We start from the raw sequence: 17,088 nt of genomic DNA on the forward strand, positions 1-17,088 counted from the left end.
ACAAAATGAAATTAAAACCTATCTTATTGACACTCGTGGCTGCAACCTTGGCAACAACGGCTCATGCCGAAATCAGCTATCAGCATATCCGTAATGCGACCGCCAAAATTGAAATGGCAGGTAGCACGTTTTTAGTCGATCCCTATCTTGCCCCTAAAGGCACTTATGCAGGCTTTGAAGGCACGATTAACAGTCAAAAACGTAATCCGTTGATTGATATGGCAGAGCCTGTAGATAAAGTGCTTCAAGGCGTAGATGCCGTGATTGTTACCCACACGCACGCCGACCACTGGGACGAATACGCACAAAAAGTGTTACCGAAAACTTTACCGATTTTCGTACAAAATGCAGGTGATGCACAAATTATTCGTTCACAAGGTTTTAAAGATGTTCGGGTCGTGGGTAAAAATACCGAATTCAACAAGGTGAAATTAAGCAAAACAGGTGGTCAACACGGCACGGATCAAATGTACTCCGTTCCACAACTTGCTGAAAGATTAGGTGAAGCAATGGGCGTGGTAATGCAAGCAGATGGAGCAAAAACACTGTATATCGTGGGCGATACCATTTGGAATGAAGAGGTGGATTTTGCACTCAATCGCTATAAACCTGAAGTCATTGTCATGAATACGGGTTATGCACAGCTGGAAGGTAATTCAGATAGTATTATTATGGGGAAAGCCGATGTGGCGAAAGCCCGTCAGGTTGCCCCAAAAGCTGAGATTATTACGGTCCATATGGATGCGGTCAATCACGCTTCGGTGACGTCTGATGAAATGCGAAAATTCGTGAAGGAAAACAATTTGAGCAAAGTTGCTGTGCCAAAAGAGAGTGAAGTATTGAAATATTAATGCTGGGTAAGAAATGAGTTAGACGAAATTCTGTCTATTCTTTTCAAATTAAAACCTATAATGAAAAGTGGTCGTAAAATCTTAAGGATTTTCGACCGCACTTTTATTTTAAAAGTCTTATTTTCTCGCAAGAGGAGGAACAAACGCTAAACCTAAATCCCAAGGTTGTTCAATCCAAGTATTTTGTGGGATGTCGATGACATAATCATCCACTAATTCCGCCCCTGCCGGTTTGGCAAAAACGGTAACAAATTTTGCATTAGGATACATTTCACGAATTGCACGAGCGGTGTTGCCGGTATCCACCAAATCATCCACCACAATAAAGCCTTCCCCACCGTTTGGCACTTCTGCAGCGTGTAAAACTTGAAGTTCACCTTGATTTTTATGATCGTGATAGCTGGCGATACAAACGGTTTCTACGTGGCGAATATTTAGTTCACGCGATAGCACGGCAGCCGGAAATAAACCGCCACGGCTCACCGCAATAATGCCTTTCCATTGGGAAGCGGGAAGTAAACGTTCTGATAATTTGCGGGCGTGCATTTGGAACATATCCCAAGTCACCACATATTTTTCGCTCATAATTACACCTTAGTATCAATAAATAAAAATTGCGTAAGGATAACCTGAAACAAGGTTTTATGCTATTATTTCGTGAAATTTTTCGTAAAAAGGAGCGAATATGTCTGAAATTACCACCCTACAACCACAATTATTATGGAAATGGTTTGATCAAATTTGTGCCATCCCCCATCCCTCTCATCATGAGGATGAATTGGCAAATTTCATTGTGAATTGGGCGAAAGAAAAACAATTTTTTGTGGAACGTGATGAAGCCGGCAATGTGTTGATTCGTAAACCAGCAACCGCCGGAATGGAAAATCGCACGCCGGTGGCATTGCAAGCTCATTTAGATATGGTGCCGCAAGCCAATGAGGGCAATCCACACGATTTCACCCAAGATCCGATCCGCCCTTATATTGACGGCGATTGGGTGAAAGCCCAAGGCACCACATTGGGAGCGGACAACGGAATTGGTTTAGCCTCTGCCCTTGCGGTGTTGGAAAGTGATGATGTGGCGCATCCGCCTCTTGAAGTATTACTCACGATGACGGAAGAAACCGGTATGGACGGTGCATTAAATCTTCGCCGTAATTGGTTGCAATCGGACATTCTTATTAATACGGATACGGAAGAAATCGGCGAAATTTATGTTGGCTGTGCCGGTGGCATTAATGCCAATTTGGCACTACCGATAGAACGAGAAAACAATGCTTTCGAACATTGCGTTCAACTCACCTTAAAAGGCTTGCGCGGCGGGCATTCCGGTTGTGATATTCACACAGGTAGAGCCAACGCCATTAAAGTGTTAGCCCGTGTATTAGCAAAACTGGCGCAAAACCAACCGCACTTTGCTTTAGCGGAAATTCGTGGCGGTTCTATTCGTAATGCGATTCCTCGTGAAGCGGCAGCGGTGCTGGCGTTCAATGGTGATCTTAATGCCCTTGAAAGTGCGGTCAAAAATCTTGAAGTTTTACTCAAAGAAGAGCTGGCAATTGCCGAACCGAATTTAACGCTCTTTGTTGAGCCGACAGCCAAAGCCGAAATGGTATTCACCGCACAAAGCACAAAAACCGTGATTCATTTGCTCAATGCCCTACCAAACGGTGTGATTCGTAACAGTGATGTGATTAAAAATGTAGTGGAAAGCTCGCTCAGTATCGGTGTATTAAAAACCGAAAGTGACAAAGTAAAAGGTACGATTTTAATCCGTTCATTGATTGAAAGCGGCAAGGCTTATGTAACCGAACTATTAAGCTCCGTTGCCACCTTAGCCGGTGCGAAAACCGAATTCTCCGCCCCTTACCCGGGCTGGAAACCGGTGAATGACTCCGCCATTCTCAACCTAACGAAAAAACATTATGCCGACGTATTAGGCAAAGACCCTGAAATCAAAGTGATCCATGCAGGCTTGGAATGTGGTTTGCTTAAAGAACATTACCCACATATTGATATGGTTTCCTTAGGGCCTACAATCCGCAACGCCCACTCACCGGATGAAAAAGTACAGATCTCCACAGTGAAGACTTATTGGGAGGTGTTGGTGAGAGTGTTGGGGGATGTTTCTGTTAAATAAGGTAAAAAATGGCAGGTTTACTCTGCCATTTTGTCTACCATGCCAAAATCATTCTATATTTGTTAAGAATTTGCAATTTTCCTGAAAATCTAACATAGATTTCAATTCTGTGAACCCGTATTTAGATTTTAAACCTAACTTAAATGTTGAATTTTTATCTAGAAAAATATCTAAATGATAAGTTGGATGAATATACTTCTTATTTATATCAGATTCAGTAGAATTTTCAGTATCAAAATCATACCTGATATATCCATTATCTATAGAAAAAACATGCATAAATATCTTAGCTAGAAACTCTAGTTCATCATCATATCCATCTTGAATTTCATGAGCTAGCAGTGAATCAACAATTGCATCATCAAGAGAAAAAATAAGGTTATTTTCAATACATTTATCATAATAATTAAAAACAGTTTTAATTAGTGATAACTTCTTTTCCGTTATTCTATTCTCATCAAATTTAACTTCTACCATTCCTTCCACTTCATTTTTAATATTAAATGGAAGTGAAAGAATCATTATTTTTCTATGCTCGTCATGATTCTTATCAAGAACGATAACTTTATATGAATTATTAATAAAAGACAGCAAAATTTTTTCTCGTTTTTCATCATAAAGAGAATCTATATACTCATAACTATGAGAAATTAGTTCCGATAGTATATGAATCCATATATCTATGACATCCCTGCGGCTCTTAAATCTATAATTAAGAAACTCTCGTTTGCTAATATTCTTGAGCAATATAATTTCGGTCATTATTAAACTGCCTTGCTTACTGCCAAGAATATTCTAGAAACATCTTCTTCTGTCCAATCTTTACCTTTCACTCCAGCCTCAACCATATCACTAATAGTAGCTCTTTTAGAACTAGGCGTATTATATTCTAAAAATAATTTGCCCAACACTTCAGACAAGGTAACTGATGGCTTAGTTTTTAATGCATTTAGTTCTTCACTAATCTCTGCAATCTCTTGCTCTGAAGGAATTTTCCCTTTAATATATCCATGTTGTAAAATTTCTTTTGCTCCATCTAATATTTTTTTCTCATTCCTATTTGTATAACTATCCCCTGAATTTAGTAATAAAAATGATTGGACAAAAGATCTTGTTAACGCCATATAAATTGAATTTCTATCAAACAAATTAGACTTTGCTTTGTGGTCACTTAAACTAGGGACAACACATATGACAAATGCAAATTCTAATCCTTTAACATTATTTCTATTTGATAAGAAAAGAGCATTATCTTGTTTAGATTCTTTAGATTCATATGCTTTATTTACTAAATAGTTAAATCTTTCTATTATTTTTCGCTCAATATAATCAGCATACGTATATATATCATTTCCGACAGGAAAAACTATACATATATCTTCAGGTTTAACTGTTGGATGCTGCGCAACTATATCTGAAATTTTTTCTACTACATAATTAGAGACATTATGAATATTAAATTCTACGAAATCTACTTGGAATGGGCATGAATCTATATCTTCAAACCTTCTTAATGGCTCTCTCCTTAAAGTATAAATACTTTCATCTTCTGAATAAGAATATCCACAAGCTTCCCAAGCTTCTTTAGATAACCATCTAATTTTCTTATCTTCGAAAAGCCCCATTCCTACACTATGAGACAGCATGAGAGTTTTAGGAGCCGTTCTATAGCATTTATTCAATAAATAGTCGGGCTCTTCATCTGACAAAATATTACTATCAAATATTGATTGAAATATATCACCTGCAATGTAAAGTTTATTTCTTACAACTAAATTACACAGCTCAATAAACTCATTTGGAAAGTCTTGGCTTTCATCTAATAATATATAATCAAATGCATATCTTTCTTGTTCTTGAAAATCCTCCTTTGAAATTAAAATATTTATATTCTCTAAAGCAATCTTGCATACTTTATCAAATGTATTTACTCTAGAATAAGACATAAAAGGAATATTATAAAAATCACATATATATCTATATAATCCAGAAAATTTATTAAAACTTGATCCCCATGCATGAAAGCAAAATAACTTTTCGTCCCACTTTATCTGCTGCTCAATTCTCATAAAATCAAAAAAATCAGGAACTCTTTCTCTCAAACTATTTGCTAAGACTTTATTATGACAACTAAAGGCTATTTTAGGACTATCTGGTTGAGTATATAGCTCCTTTAATTTATGTAACAATAATTCAGTTTTACCAGTTCCTGATAATCCTTGTATTCGTATCTTCTTAGAATGATTATCAGGTTCTTGAAAAATAAACCTTGTTTGTTCAGCATCAAATAAGATTATTTTTTTCTTAATTTTATCTAATTCAGCTTCTGCTGGACTATTTCCAATTCTAGATACATCATTAATACTTCCAAGCAATAAAGATAATAACTGTTCACACTGCCAGGTTAACATTAAATTACCTTTTACACTTGATGACTCTAATAACTTAGAAAAATTTGTAGTAGAAAGATCTTTAACAATTTCTGTAAATTTTCCCTGCCAAGTTCTAGATCTTCCCAAATTTTCTCTAAAGTTATATTTATCAGATAAAGAACCTGCATCTTCTAAGAAATCTAATATAAACTCATCAAATTTCTTTGAGTCCTCACCTGTATTTACAAAAATTAATTTATGCTTTGGTATTAAAATTACAAATGCTTTTCTAATGTCATAGCTATATCTACGATCAGTTAAAGGTCTATTAATAATATAAATAGGAGTATTCTCATCTTGACTATATTTATTCAATTCCTCAAAGAAAGATAAGTTTTCTTTAACTAAAGAATCTGGAATATCTCTATATATATTAGTATTTCTGTCTTGTTCTTTCATAATAATCATCGTATAAAATTTATGATTAGCCATTATGGCAAAGATACGATTAAAAATAAACCCCTAGAAATTCTATCCTTAGAGATTTCTATTTTGCTTATAAAATTAGTGTTTCATTCAGAACTTAATAATACAACAAGATTTTGTGTGGAATCATCAGCAATAAATTCAAATTCCGCTTCGATATCCGCATCATTTACAAAATGGGAAGATACACTTTTATTTTAACCAAAACTGCCCCTTCACCAACTTATACAACGTCATCAATACAAGTAATCCAATCATCAAATTTGAAAAAATAAAGGCAAACATGGCAATGCCGGATAACACTTGATTATGGTAAAAAACAACCGCGCTATTTGCCATTGAGGCTAATCCGAATGAGAATGCCCATAAACCGATGTTTAAGCCTTTTTCGATAATCCAAGGGAAAATTCTCAATAGAAAGAACATTTGCAAAAAGCCATAGCCCCATAGGATTTTGACGAAAGTATCCACTTCGCCTTGATTTACCGCTAAATAAGCGGATGCGGCGACAAAAGCAGGGGCGAGAATAATTCCCATCGTGGCACGGAAAGGCGGCTCTAAGGAAGAAATGCGTAAATGCTGGAGCAATACCGGCTCAAAAATAATCCATGAGATGAGGCCTGCGCCAAAAAATAAGTAGCCGAGATCGTGATACCCAAGTAAAGCCAGTGAGCTTGCACTGGTGAAGTTTGCGGCGACAGAGGGTAAATAAAAAGGTGGACGTGTTGATTTTTGCTCAAATACACCGCCTTTCCACAGTTCACTCATCCTAAAAGAAGAAAACAGTAACTGCCCGATAGTTCCTAACCAAATCATTACTTCTGCAATAGCGGGATTCCAGCGATACGCAATATCACCGATTAACATCGTTGTGATGGGAATTAATGCAATAAAAGAAAAGCGAACGGGGCAGCGGTATTCTTCCTTCACTTCGTGGAAATAATAGCGTAATTTATAGCTATACATGGCAACAAAGAGCGACCAGACAAAGATAGCCGTAATGCCGATCACATCACTAACACTTTGTACCCAAGGGGAGAAAGTGTCCAAATGCCACCATGCTAAGGATAGCGCCGCTAATCCGAGAGGAATACCAAAATAGGCGGTAGGTAAAGGGAAAGGTTTTGTTGTATTCATTAAATCATTCTCATAAAAATCGTTGAGTAAGTCTAACAATAAATCGTATGATTTTCTTAAAATCTCAAATTCTTGTAAAAAAATGACCGCACTTTGAATTCCCATTGCGAAGTCATTAATCCGATAATCATCAACAAAAAAGCCCCTCTCGGGGCTTTTTTATCTATATTGCAAAATTACTCTTCCATTTCGGAATTTAATAATGCCGCTAGGCTTTGCGTTGCATCATCTGCGATAAATTCAAATTCCGCTTCGATATCCGCATCGGTTGCGAAAGCAGAAATAGGCTCTTCGATCGCTTCCACCACTAATTCCGCTGCTTTTTGACGGTTTTTAATGCGGTTTTGGTGATAGGCAAAACCGGTACCTGCCGGAATTAAACGACCAACGATAACATTTTCTTTCAAGCCACGTAATTCATCACGCTTACCTGCCACTGCCGCTTCGGTAAGCACACGTGTGGTTTCTTGGAACGATGCCGCAGAGATGAAGGATTCCGTCGCAAGAGACGCTTTGGTGATACCCAATAATTCGCGCTCAAATTCAACCGGCGGTTTACCTTCCGCTTCACGTTTACGGTTTACGATTTTCACGCGTGCCACTTCTACCTGCTCCCCTTCTAGGAACTCAGAGTCGTAAGCATTTGTGACGATCGCTTTACGCAACATTTGGCGAACGATGACTTCAATGTGCTTATCATTGATTTTTACCCCTTGTAAGCGGTAAACATCTTGCACTTCATTCACAATATATTCGGTTACGGCACGTACACCGCGTAAACGTAAAATATCGTGTGGAGTTTCCGCACCATCGGAGATTACATCACCACGTTGAACCATCTCACCTTCAAATACGTTGAGCTGACGCCATTTCGGAATCATTTCTTCGTACACTTCGCCTTCAGTCGGTGTGATCAGTAAACGACGTTTACCTTTGGTTTCTTTACCGAAGGATACGATACCTGAAATCTCCGCCAAAATTGCCGGCTCTTTCGGTTTACGGGCTTCAAATAAGTCTGCAACGCGTGGAAGACCACCGGTAATATCTTTCGTTCCCACAGATTCTTGTGGAATACGGGCTAAAGGTTCACCCACTTTTACCGCTACGCCATCGTCTAAACTTACAATTGCTTTACCCGGTAAGAAGTATTGTGCGATGACATCGGTTTCCGGTAAGAAAACGTCATTGCCGTTTGCGTCAACTAATTTAATAGTTGGGCGTAAATCTTTACCTGCCGTTGCACGTTCACCCACATCTTGTACCACAATCGAGGATAGACCAGTTAATTCATCGGTTTGACGTGTTACGGTTAAACCGTCCACGATATCCACGAATTTTACGAAACCGGTCACTTCAGACACAACCGGCATAGTATGAGGATCCCAGTTCGCTACGGTTTCACCCGCCGTGACTTCTTGACCGTCACCTTTACTTAATACCGCACCATAAGGCACTTTATAGTGTTCTTTGGTACGACCGAATGCGTCAGTAACAGTTAATTCCGTATTACGGGAAGTTAACACTAATTTACCTTCATCATTCGTGACAAATTTCGCATTGGCTAAGTGTAATGTACCGGTATTTTTCGCTTGTACGCTAGATTCTTTTGCTGCCGCAGACGCCGCACCACCAATATGGAACGTACGCATGGTTAACTGTGTTCCCGGTTCACCGATAGATTGCGCCGCAATAACGCCTACCGCTTCACCTTGGTTGATTAAGTGACCGCGCGCCAAATCACGACCGTAACATTTAGCACAGACGCCATAATTGGTATCACAGGTTACTACTGAGCGTACTTTCACGCTATCTACCGAATTTGCATCTAACACATCACAAAGTTTTTCATCTAGTAACGTATTACGTGCAATTAAGACTTCTTCTGTTCCAGGCTTATAGATATCTTCTGCCGCTACACGACCTAATACTAACTCGCGAAGTGGGACTTTTTCATCGCCCCCCTCAATTAACGGGGTCATCACTAAGCCTTCGTGCGTACCACAGTCATCTTCAATAATCACCAAGTCTTGTGCCACGTCAACTAGACGACGGGTCAAATAACCGGAGTTCGCCGTTTTCAATGCGGTATCCGCCAAACCTTTACGCGCACCGTGGGTTGAAATAAAGTATTGAAGTACGTTCAACCCTTCACGGAAGTTCGCGGTGATTGGCGTTTCAATGATCGAGCCGTCCGGACGCGCCATCAAACCACGCATCCCCGCCAGCTGACGAATCTGTGCCGCAGAACCACGCGCACCGGAATCCGCCATCATAAAAATACTATTAAACGAGGCTTGTTTTTCAGGTTTACCTTCACGGTTCAGCACTTCTTCCGTAGAAAGATTTTCCATCATCGCTTTTGCAACACGTTCGTTTGCCGCAGCCCAAATATCGATCACTTTATTGTAACGTTCGCCTGCTGTCACAAGACCGGATTGGAATTGCTCTTGGATTTCCGCTACTTCGTCTTCCGCTGCCGAAATAATTTCATATTTCTTCTCAGGGATCACCATGTCGTCAATACCGACAGATGAACCGGAGCGAGCCGCATAAGCAAAACCGGTGTACATAATTTGGTCGGCAAACATAACCGATTCTTTTAAGCCTAAACGACGGTATGCTTCATTAATTAATTTGGAGATCGCTTTTTTGCCTAATGTTTGATTAAACAACGCATAAGGCATACCTTTCGGTGCAATCATCCATAAAATCGCACGGCCAATGGTGGTATCCGTTAATGTTGTCACTGCATCAAGTTCGCCGGCTTCATTTTTTACATATTCAGTGATCCGTACTTTGACACGAGAATGCAATTCTGCCTGACCGGTAGAATAAGCTCTTTCCGCCTCACGCGGATCTTGCAATAACATTCCTTCGCCTTTACCGTTCACTTTTTCTCGGGTCATATAATAAAGCCCCAATACCACGTCTTGTGATGGCACGATAATAGGATCACCGTTCGCCGGTGAAAGGACGTTATTGGTGGACATCATCAACGCGCGGGCTTCTAATTGGGCCTCAAGGGTTAACGGAACGTGAACCGCCATTTGGTCACCATCGAAGTCCGCATTGAACGCCGCACACACGAGCGGGTGTAATTGAATCGCTTTACCTTCGATTAAGATTGGTTCAAACGCTTGAATACCCAAACGGTGAAGTGTTGGAGCACGGTTCAATAAAATCGGATGTTCGCGAATAACTTCCGCAAGAATATCCCAAACAATCGCCTCTTCACGCTCAACCATTTTCTTCGCCGCTTTAATGGTTGTGGCATAACCGCGACTTTCTAATTTTGCATAGATAAACGGACGGAATAATTCCAATGCCATTTTCTTCGGTAAACCGCATTGATGTAGGTGTAGGTATGGACCTACGGTGATTACCGAACGGCCGGAATAGTCAACACGTTTACCCAATAGGTTTTGACGGAAACGACCTTGTTTACCCTTAATCATATCTGCTAAGGATTTTAACGGACGACGATTAGAACCGGTAATTGCACGACCGCGGCGACCGTTATCCAATAACGCATCGACCGATTCTTGCAACATCCGTTTTTCATTACGCACAATAATATCCGGCGCGATAAGATCCAATAAACGTTTTAAACGGTTATTACGGTTAATCACTCGACGGTATAAATCGTTCAAATCGGAAGTCGCAAAACGTCCGCCGTCTAATGGTACTAACGGACGAAGATCCGGTGGAAGTACCGGTAATACGGTCATCACCATCCATTCCGGTTTGTTACCCGACTGAATAAATGCTTCTAATAATTTTAGACGTTTAGTAATTTTCTTACGTTTTGTTTCAGAATTGGTTTCTTGTAACTCTTCACGTAATTTTTCGCATTCCACATCAAGATCCATACCTTTTAATAGATCTTGGATTGCTTCCGCCCCCATTTTTGCTTCAAATTCATCTTGCCAACGATCTTCAGCATCAAGATATTGTTCTTCCGTTAATAATTGACCACGCTCTAAATCCGTCATGCCCGGCTCGGTGACGATGTACATTTCAAAATAAAGTACGCGTTCAATATCACGCAACGGCATATCCAATAATAAACCGATACGGGACGGAAGGGATTTTAAGAACCAAATATGCGCAACCGGTGAGGCTAATTCAATATGCCCCATGCGTTCACGGCGAACTTTGGTTTGAGTGACTTCAACGCCACATTTTTCACAAATAACGCCCCGGTGTTTTAAACGTTTATATTTACCGCATAAACATTCGTAATCTTTTACCGGTCCGAAAATACGTGCACAGAAAAGACCGTCACGCTCAGGCTTGAAGGTGCGATAATTAATGGTTTCCGGTTTTTTCACTTCACCAAATGACCAAGAACGGATCATATCCGGTGAGGCTAACCCAATTTTAATCACATCAAAATCTTCGCTGGTTTTTGACTGTGCTTTTAAAAACTTAACTAAGTCTTTCACAAACATTCTCCTGTCGGAGTTAAAAGTTTAAAGTGCGGTTAAAAATTACCGAGAATTTTGACCGCACTTCGGCGATGTCATTTTTCTTTCCTTCCTCATTATTTGGAGAAGGAAAGTTTCCTAATTACTCTTCGTCTAACTCGATATTTAAACCAAGTGAACGGATTTCTTTCATAATTACGTTGAAAGATTCCGGTGTACCCGGATCCATTTGTTGGTTGCCGCTGACGATGTTTTTATACATCTTCGTACGACCGTTCACATCATCGGATTTCACGGTTAACATTTCTTGTAACGTGTAAGCTGCGCCGTATGCTTCAAGCGCCCATACCTCCATCTCACCGAAACGTTGTCCCCCGAATTGCGCTTTACCGCCTAACGGTTGTTGTGTCACGAGACTGTAAGAACCGGTTGAACGGGCATGCATTTTGTCATCAACCAAGTGGTTCAACTTGAGCATATACATGTAACCCACGGTTACCGGACGCTCAAATTTCTCGCCGGTACGCCCATCGTATAGGGTAATCTGACCAGAAGTTGGTAAACCGCCGAGTTTTAATAACTCCTTGATTTCCGTTTCATCTGCACCATCGAACACAGGGGTCGCAACCGGTAAACCTTTACGTAGATTTTCAGCCAAACGCAGTACTTCTTCATCAGTGAAAGTGCTTAAATCCACTTTTTGTGAACCTTGTCCTAAATCATAGGCTTTTTGCATATAGCTACGTAATTTTTCCACTTCTTGTTTTTGTTTGAGCATGGCATTGATTTGATCACCAATACCTTTCGCCGCTAAACCTAAGTGGGTTTCAAGAATCTGCCCGATATTCATACGGGACGGAACGCCCAGCGGGTTTAACACAATTTCAACCGGTTGACCGTTTTCATCATACGGCATATCTTCCACTGGATTGATTTTTGAGATAACCCCTTTGTTCCCGTGACGACCCGCCATTTTATCACCCGGCTGGATTTGACGTTTCACCGCCAAATAAACTTTCACGACTTTCAATACGCCTGGTGCAAGATCATCGCCTTTGATGATTTTCTTACGTTTCGCTTCAAGTTTATGTTCAAACTCTTTGCGAAGTTCTTCGTATTGCTCGGCAAGCTGTTCCAACTGATTTTGTTTATCTTCATCCGCAATGGTTTGCTCTAACCATTTAGTACGATCCAACTTATCTAATTGTGCCGTCTCTACACCGCCTGCGATAAGAAGATTACGAACCCGTGCAAATAAACCGGCTTCTAAGATTTCCAACTCATCAGAAAGATCTTTCTTCGCCTCTTTTAATTGCATTTCTTCAATTTCTAACGCACGTTTGTCTTTTTCTACGCCATCACGGGTAAATACTTGTACGTCGATAATGGTACCGCTGACGCTATTTGGTACGCGCAATGAAGAATCTTTCACATCAGAGGCTTTTTCACCAAAAATTGCACGCAACAATTTTTCTTCTGGCGTTAATTGAGTTTCACCTTTCGGGGTTACTTTACCCACTAAGATGTCGCCGCCTTTTACTTCTGCCCCGACATAAACGATACCGGATTCATCCAATTTGCTGAGTGCGGATTCACCTACATTCGGAATATCGGCGGTAATTTCTTCTGCACCTAATTTCGTATCGCGAGCCACACAAGAAAGTTCTTGGATATGAATCGTTGTGAAACGATCTTGTTGAACGACGCGTTCTGAAACTAACATTGAGTCTTCAAAGTTATAACCATTCCATGGCATAAACGCCACGCGAATATTTTGACCTAACGCAAGTTCCCCTAAATCGGTTGAAGGGCCATCAGCCAAAACTTCACCACGATTAATCGGATCGCCTAAATTCACGCAAGGAATTTGGTTGATACAGGTATTTTGGTTAGAACGGGTGTATTTGATGAGGTTATAAATATCAATACCCGCCTCACCTGCTACAGTTTCATCTTCATTGACCTTAATTACGATACGTGAAGCATCCACATATTGAACAGTACCGCCACGCTTAGCAACAACCGCTACCCCGGAGTCAAGCGCAATTGGTTTTTCCATGCCTGTTCCCACCAACGGTTTATCCGCCCGTAGAGTCGGAACCGCCTGACGTTGCATGTTTGCTCCCATCAATGCACGGTTCGCATCATCATGCTCAAGGAATGGAATCAACGCCGCCGCAACAGATACCACTTGCTGTGTTGAAACGTCCATATAGTGGATATCTTCAGGTTTATATAACCCAGACTCACCACGTTCACCACGTGCTGTAACAAAGGCATCGGTAAAGCGGTTATTTTCATCGAGATTTGAGTTTGCCTGTGCGATGATATAATTTGCTTCATCAATTGCTGATAAATACTCAATTTCTTCTGTTACTTGACCATCTACCACTTTACGATACGGCGTTTCTAAGAAACCGTAGTCATTGGTACGGGCAAAGGCAGAAAGGGAGTTGATCAAACCAATGTTCGGACCTTCTGGCGTTTCGATTGGACACAAACGACCATAGTGGGTGTTATGTACGTCACGCACCTCAAACCCTGCACGTTCACGTGTTAAACCGCCCGGACCTAACGCAGAAATACGGCGTTTATGAGTTACTTCCGATAATGGATTGTTTTGATCCATAAATTGTGAAAGTTGTGAAGAACCAAAGAATTCTTTCACCGCTGCAGAAATTGGTTTCGGATTAATTAAGTCTTGTGGCGTAATCGCATCTAAATCACCTAAAGATAAGCGCTCTTTGACCGCTCTTTCCACTCGCACCAAACCGATGCGGAATTGGTTTTCAGCCATTTCACCGACAGAACGAATACGACGATTACCTAAGTGGTCAATATCATCCACTTCACCACGACCGTTACGAATATCAATGAGTTTTTCCATAACACGAATGATATCTTCATTACTTAAAATTCCTGTACCTTCACCTTCAGGCACCCCCAAAGAGCGGTTAAATTTCATACGACCTACTGCCGATAAATCATAACGTTCCGCAGAGAAAAATAAGTTATGGAATAAGGCTTCCGATGATTCCGGTGTCGGTGGCTCGCCCGGACGCATCATACGATAGATCTCATAAAGCGCACTGGTTTTATCGTAGGTTGGATCTACCCGTAAGGTTTCTGAAATGTAAGGGCCGTAATCCAAGTCATTGGTGAACAAGGTTTCAATGACCTTGTAGCCTGCTTGTGCTAATTTCGCTAAGACTTCTAAAGAAAGCTCACCGTTTGCCGGACAAATAATTTCACCAGACTCCAAATCTACATAATCTTTGGCTGCCACTTTACCTACAATATACTCGGTAGGCACAACAACTTGGCTTACATTATCTTTCTCTAATGCTTTAATGTGGCGGGCAGTAATACGACGACCACGCTCTACATAGACTTTACCGTTCGCTTCAATATCAAATGACGCCGTTTCACCACGTAAACGATCTGGTACTAGGGTCATTAATAATTTATTATCGGCGATTTCAAAGGTTACTTTATCAAAGAATAAATTTAAGATTTCTTCGGTGTTGTAACCTAATGCACGAAGAATAATGGTTGCCGGTAATTTACGACGACGGTCAATTCGTGCATAAAGATTATCTTTCGGATCAAATTCAAAATCCAACCAAGAACCACGATAAGGAATAATACGTGCGTTATAAAGCACCTTACCCGATGAATGGGTTTTACCTTTATCGGAATCAAAAAATACGCCCGGGCTGCGGTGTAATTGTGAAACGATAACACGCTCGGTACCATTGATGACAAAAGTACCGTTATCCGTCATTAATGGGATTTCCCCCATATACACTTCATTTTCTTTAATATCTTTAACGGCGCGTGAAGATGACTCTTTATCGTAACTTACAAGACGTAATTTAACACGTAAACCTGCAGCATAAGTCGAACCACGAATTTGGCACTCACGTACATCAAATTCCGGTTCTTCTAAACGGTAGTCAACATATTGTAATTCGGTATAACCATTGTTGCTAACAATTGGAAAGACTGAACGGAAAGCCGCTTCTAAACCTTGCTGACCTTCAGGATCTTTTTGAATAAATTTATCAAACGAATCTAATTGGATAGTTAATAAATAAGGTACATTTAAAACTTGCGGACGTTTGCCGAAGTCTTTACGAATTCGTTTTTTCTCAGAATAGGAGAGACCCATTGGTTGGTTTTCCTCTATCAATTTTAGTGAGACTGAGCTGACACAAGAAAAAGTGCGGTCAATTTTGACCGGATTTTAACTCATATCAAGGTATGGACACCGTTTTCAGGAACCGCACTCTGAACCTTACTTCTGTAGTGGGCTACTCAAATTAAAACGTCTATAATCAACTTGAGTGGAAACAGATAAGATTAAACGGAAAATTATTATCTGTTTTTTGTGCCTATTTTGATAGCACAAAATGGCTGATGGTAACCCACCAGCCATTAAGCCTGAGAAACAGGACATAAGAGAATCAAAAATTATTTGATTTCTACTTTTGCACCAGCTTCTTCTAATTCTTTCTTAAGCGCTTCAGCTTCTTCTTTAGAGATGCCTTCTTTTAACGCTGCAGGTGCAGATTCAACTAAGTCTTTAGCTTCTTTTAAGCCTAAACCGGTTGCACCACGTACTGCTTTGATTACTGCTACTTTATTTGCACCAGCTTCAGCAAGTACCACATCAAATTCAGTTTTCTCTTCAGCTGCCGCTGCACCGCCTGCTGCTGGTGCTGCCGCTACTGCTGCCGCTGCTGATACGCCGAATTTTTCTTCCATCGCTGCGATTAATTCAACGATTTCAGTTACAGTTTTAGAAGCAATCGCTTCAATGATTTGTTCGTTAGTTAATGACATAACAATCAATTCCTAAAATAAATAAAGTTAAATGAAGTAAGAAACGCTTAGAAATTAAGCTGCTTCTTGTAATTTGTCGCGTAATGCTGCAAAAGTGCGAGCAAGCTTGCCTGCCGCTGCTTCTTTCATTGTGCCCATTAAACGTGCAATTGCTTCTTCGTAAGTTGGTAATGTTGCTAAGAATTCAACATCCTGAATCTTACCTTCAAAGGCGGCACCTTTAATTTCAAACTTATCGTTTGCTTTAGCAAACTCTTTGAACAAACGAGCAGCTGCGCCCGGGTGTTCATTAGAGAACGCGATAAGTGTTGGACCTACAAACGTATCTTTTAAGCATTCGTAATCTGTGCCTTCAACCGCACGGCGTAATAAAGTATTACGAACCACACGCATTGTTACACCCGATTCACGAGCTGCTTTACGTAATTCAGTCATTTTCTCAACAGTTACACCGCGTGAATCCGCGATAACCGCTGAAAGTGCACCTTTGGCTGCTTCATTTACTTCAGCAACAATTGCTTGTTTGTCTTGAAGATTTAATGCCATTGGCTTTTAGCTCCTGAATACACTCCGATTGCTCGGAATTAATTTACCTAATCTAAAATTAGGACGACTTCGGTGCCCAGAAGCAAGAAAAATTCTTATTCTGTACACCATCTACGTAGGATGATTAAGATTGCTCCCCTACGGTCTTGGACGGGGCTTGAATAGGTCAAGCACCAACCAGAAATGAGGTTATAGCCTAAAGCCATAACAAAGGCGCAAGATTATAAAGTGAATCCTTTTTCTTGTAAAGCTATTTGGCGAAAAAAGATCCAAAACTGCGCCCT

At 40.4% G+C, this 17,088-nt stretch carries 10 protein-coding genes; 2 read left to right on the forward strand and 8 right to left on the reverse strand.

Annotated features, from left to right (window positions below):
• Positions 1–5: 5 nt before the first annotated feature.
• On the forward strand, positions 6–851 hold the full coding sequence (locus tag FEE42_RS07830) for an MBL fold metallo-hydrolase (RefSeq protein ID WP_164028075.1): 846 nt from the start codon (positions 6–8) through the stop codon (positions 849–851).
• Between the two features lie 117 nt (positions 852–968).
• Here the strand turns inward: FEE42_RS07830 and gpt are convergent, their stop codons facing one another.
• Positions 969–1,436 carry a xanthine phosphoribosyltransferase gene (gene gpt / locus FEE42_RS07835; protein ID WP_164028077.1) on the reverse strand — a complete coding sequence of 156 codons (468 nt, stop codon included), beginning with the start codon at positions 1,434–1,436 and terminating at the stop codon, positions 969–971.
• A 100-nt stretch (positions 1,437–1,536) separates the two neighbouring features.
• Between gpt and pepD the strand changes: the two genes are divergently transcribed.
• Positions 1,537–2,991 carry a beta-Ala-His dipeptidase gene (gene pepD / locus FEE42_RS07840; protein WP_164028078.1) on the forward strand — a complete coding sequence of 485 codons (1,455 nt, stop codon included), beginning with the start codon at positions 1,537–1,539 and terminating at the stop codon, positions 2,989–2,991.
• A 48-nt stretch (positions 2,992–3,039) separates the two neighbouring features.
• On the opposite strand, the gene FEE42_RS07845 is transcribed toward pepD, so the two are convergent.
• The 7 genes from FEE42_RS07845 to rplJ all read right to left on the reverse strand — a co-directional run bounded on the left by FEE42_RS07845 (position 3,040) and on the right by rplJ (position 16,804).
• A complete protein-coding gene (locus tag FEE42_RS07845; RefSeq protein WP_164028079.1) occupies positions 3,040–3,753 on the reverse strand; it encodes a hypothetical protein in 714 nt (237 codons plus the stop codon).
• Positions 3,754–3,755: 2 nt separating this feature from the next.
• Positions 3,756–5,822 carry a DEAD/DEAH box helicase gene (locus FEE42_RS07850; RefSeq protein WP_164028081.1) on the reverse strand — a complete coding sequence of 689 codons (2,067 nt, stop codon included), beginning with the start codon at positions 5,820–5,822 and terminating at the stop codon, positions 3,756–3,758.
• A 219-nt stretch (positions 5,823–6,041) separates the two neighbouring features.
• Entirely contained in the window at positions 6,042–6,986 is a 945-nt protein-coding gene (tehA, locus tag FEE42_RS07855; protein ID WP_164028822.1) for a dicarboxylate transporter/tellurite-resistance protein TehA, read from the reverse strand.
• 176 nt (positions 6,987–7,162) lie between these two features.
• A complete protein-coding gene (rpoC, locus tag FEE42_RS07860) occupies positions 7,163–11,431 on the reverse strand; it encodes a DNA-directed RNA polymerase subunit beta' (protein ID WP_237184412.1) in 4,269 nt (1,422 codons plus the stop codon).
• Positions 11,432–11,555: 124 nt separating this feature from the next.
• The gene (gene rpoB / locus FEE42_RS07865) at positions 11,556–15,584 is read right to left on the reverse strand and encodes a DNA-directed RNA polymerase subunit beta (protein WP_164028085.1); all 4,029 of its coding nucleotides are present in this window, start codon (positions 15,582–15,584) and stop codon (positions 11,556–11,558) included.
• 302 nt (positions 15,585–15,886) lie between these two features.
• On the reverse strand, positions 15,887–16,258 hold the full coding sequence (gene rplL / locus FEE42_RS07870) for a 50S ribosomal protein L7/L12 (RefSeq protein ID WP_059368645.1): 372 nt from the start codon (positions 16,256–16,258) through the stop codon (positions 15,887–15,889).
• Between the two features lie 54 nt (positions 16,259–16,312).
• A complete protein-coding gene (rplJ, locus tag FEE42_RS07875; RefSeq protein WP_059368646.1) occupies positions 16,313–16,804 on the reverse strand; it encodes a 50S ribosomal protein L10 in 492 nt (163 codons plus the stop codon).
• Between the last annotated feature and the right edge of the window lie 284 nt (positions 16,805–17,088).

It is taken from the genome of Rodentibacter caecimuris (assembly GCF_010587025.1).
In the GTDB taxonomy this organism is placed as follows: domain Bacteria; phylum Pseudomonadota; class Gammaproteobacteria; order Enterobacterales; family Pasteurellaceae; genus Rodentibacter; species Rodentibacter caecimuris.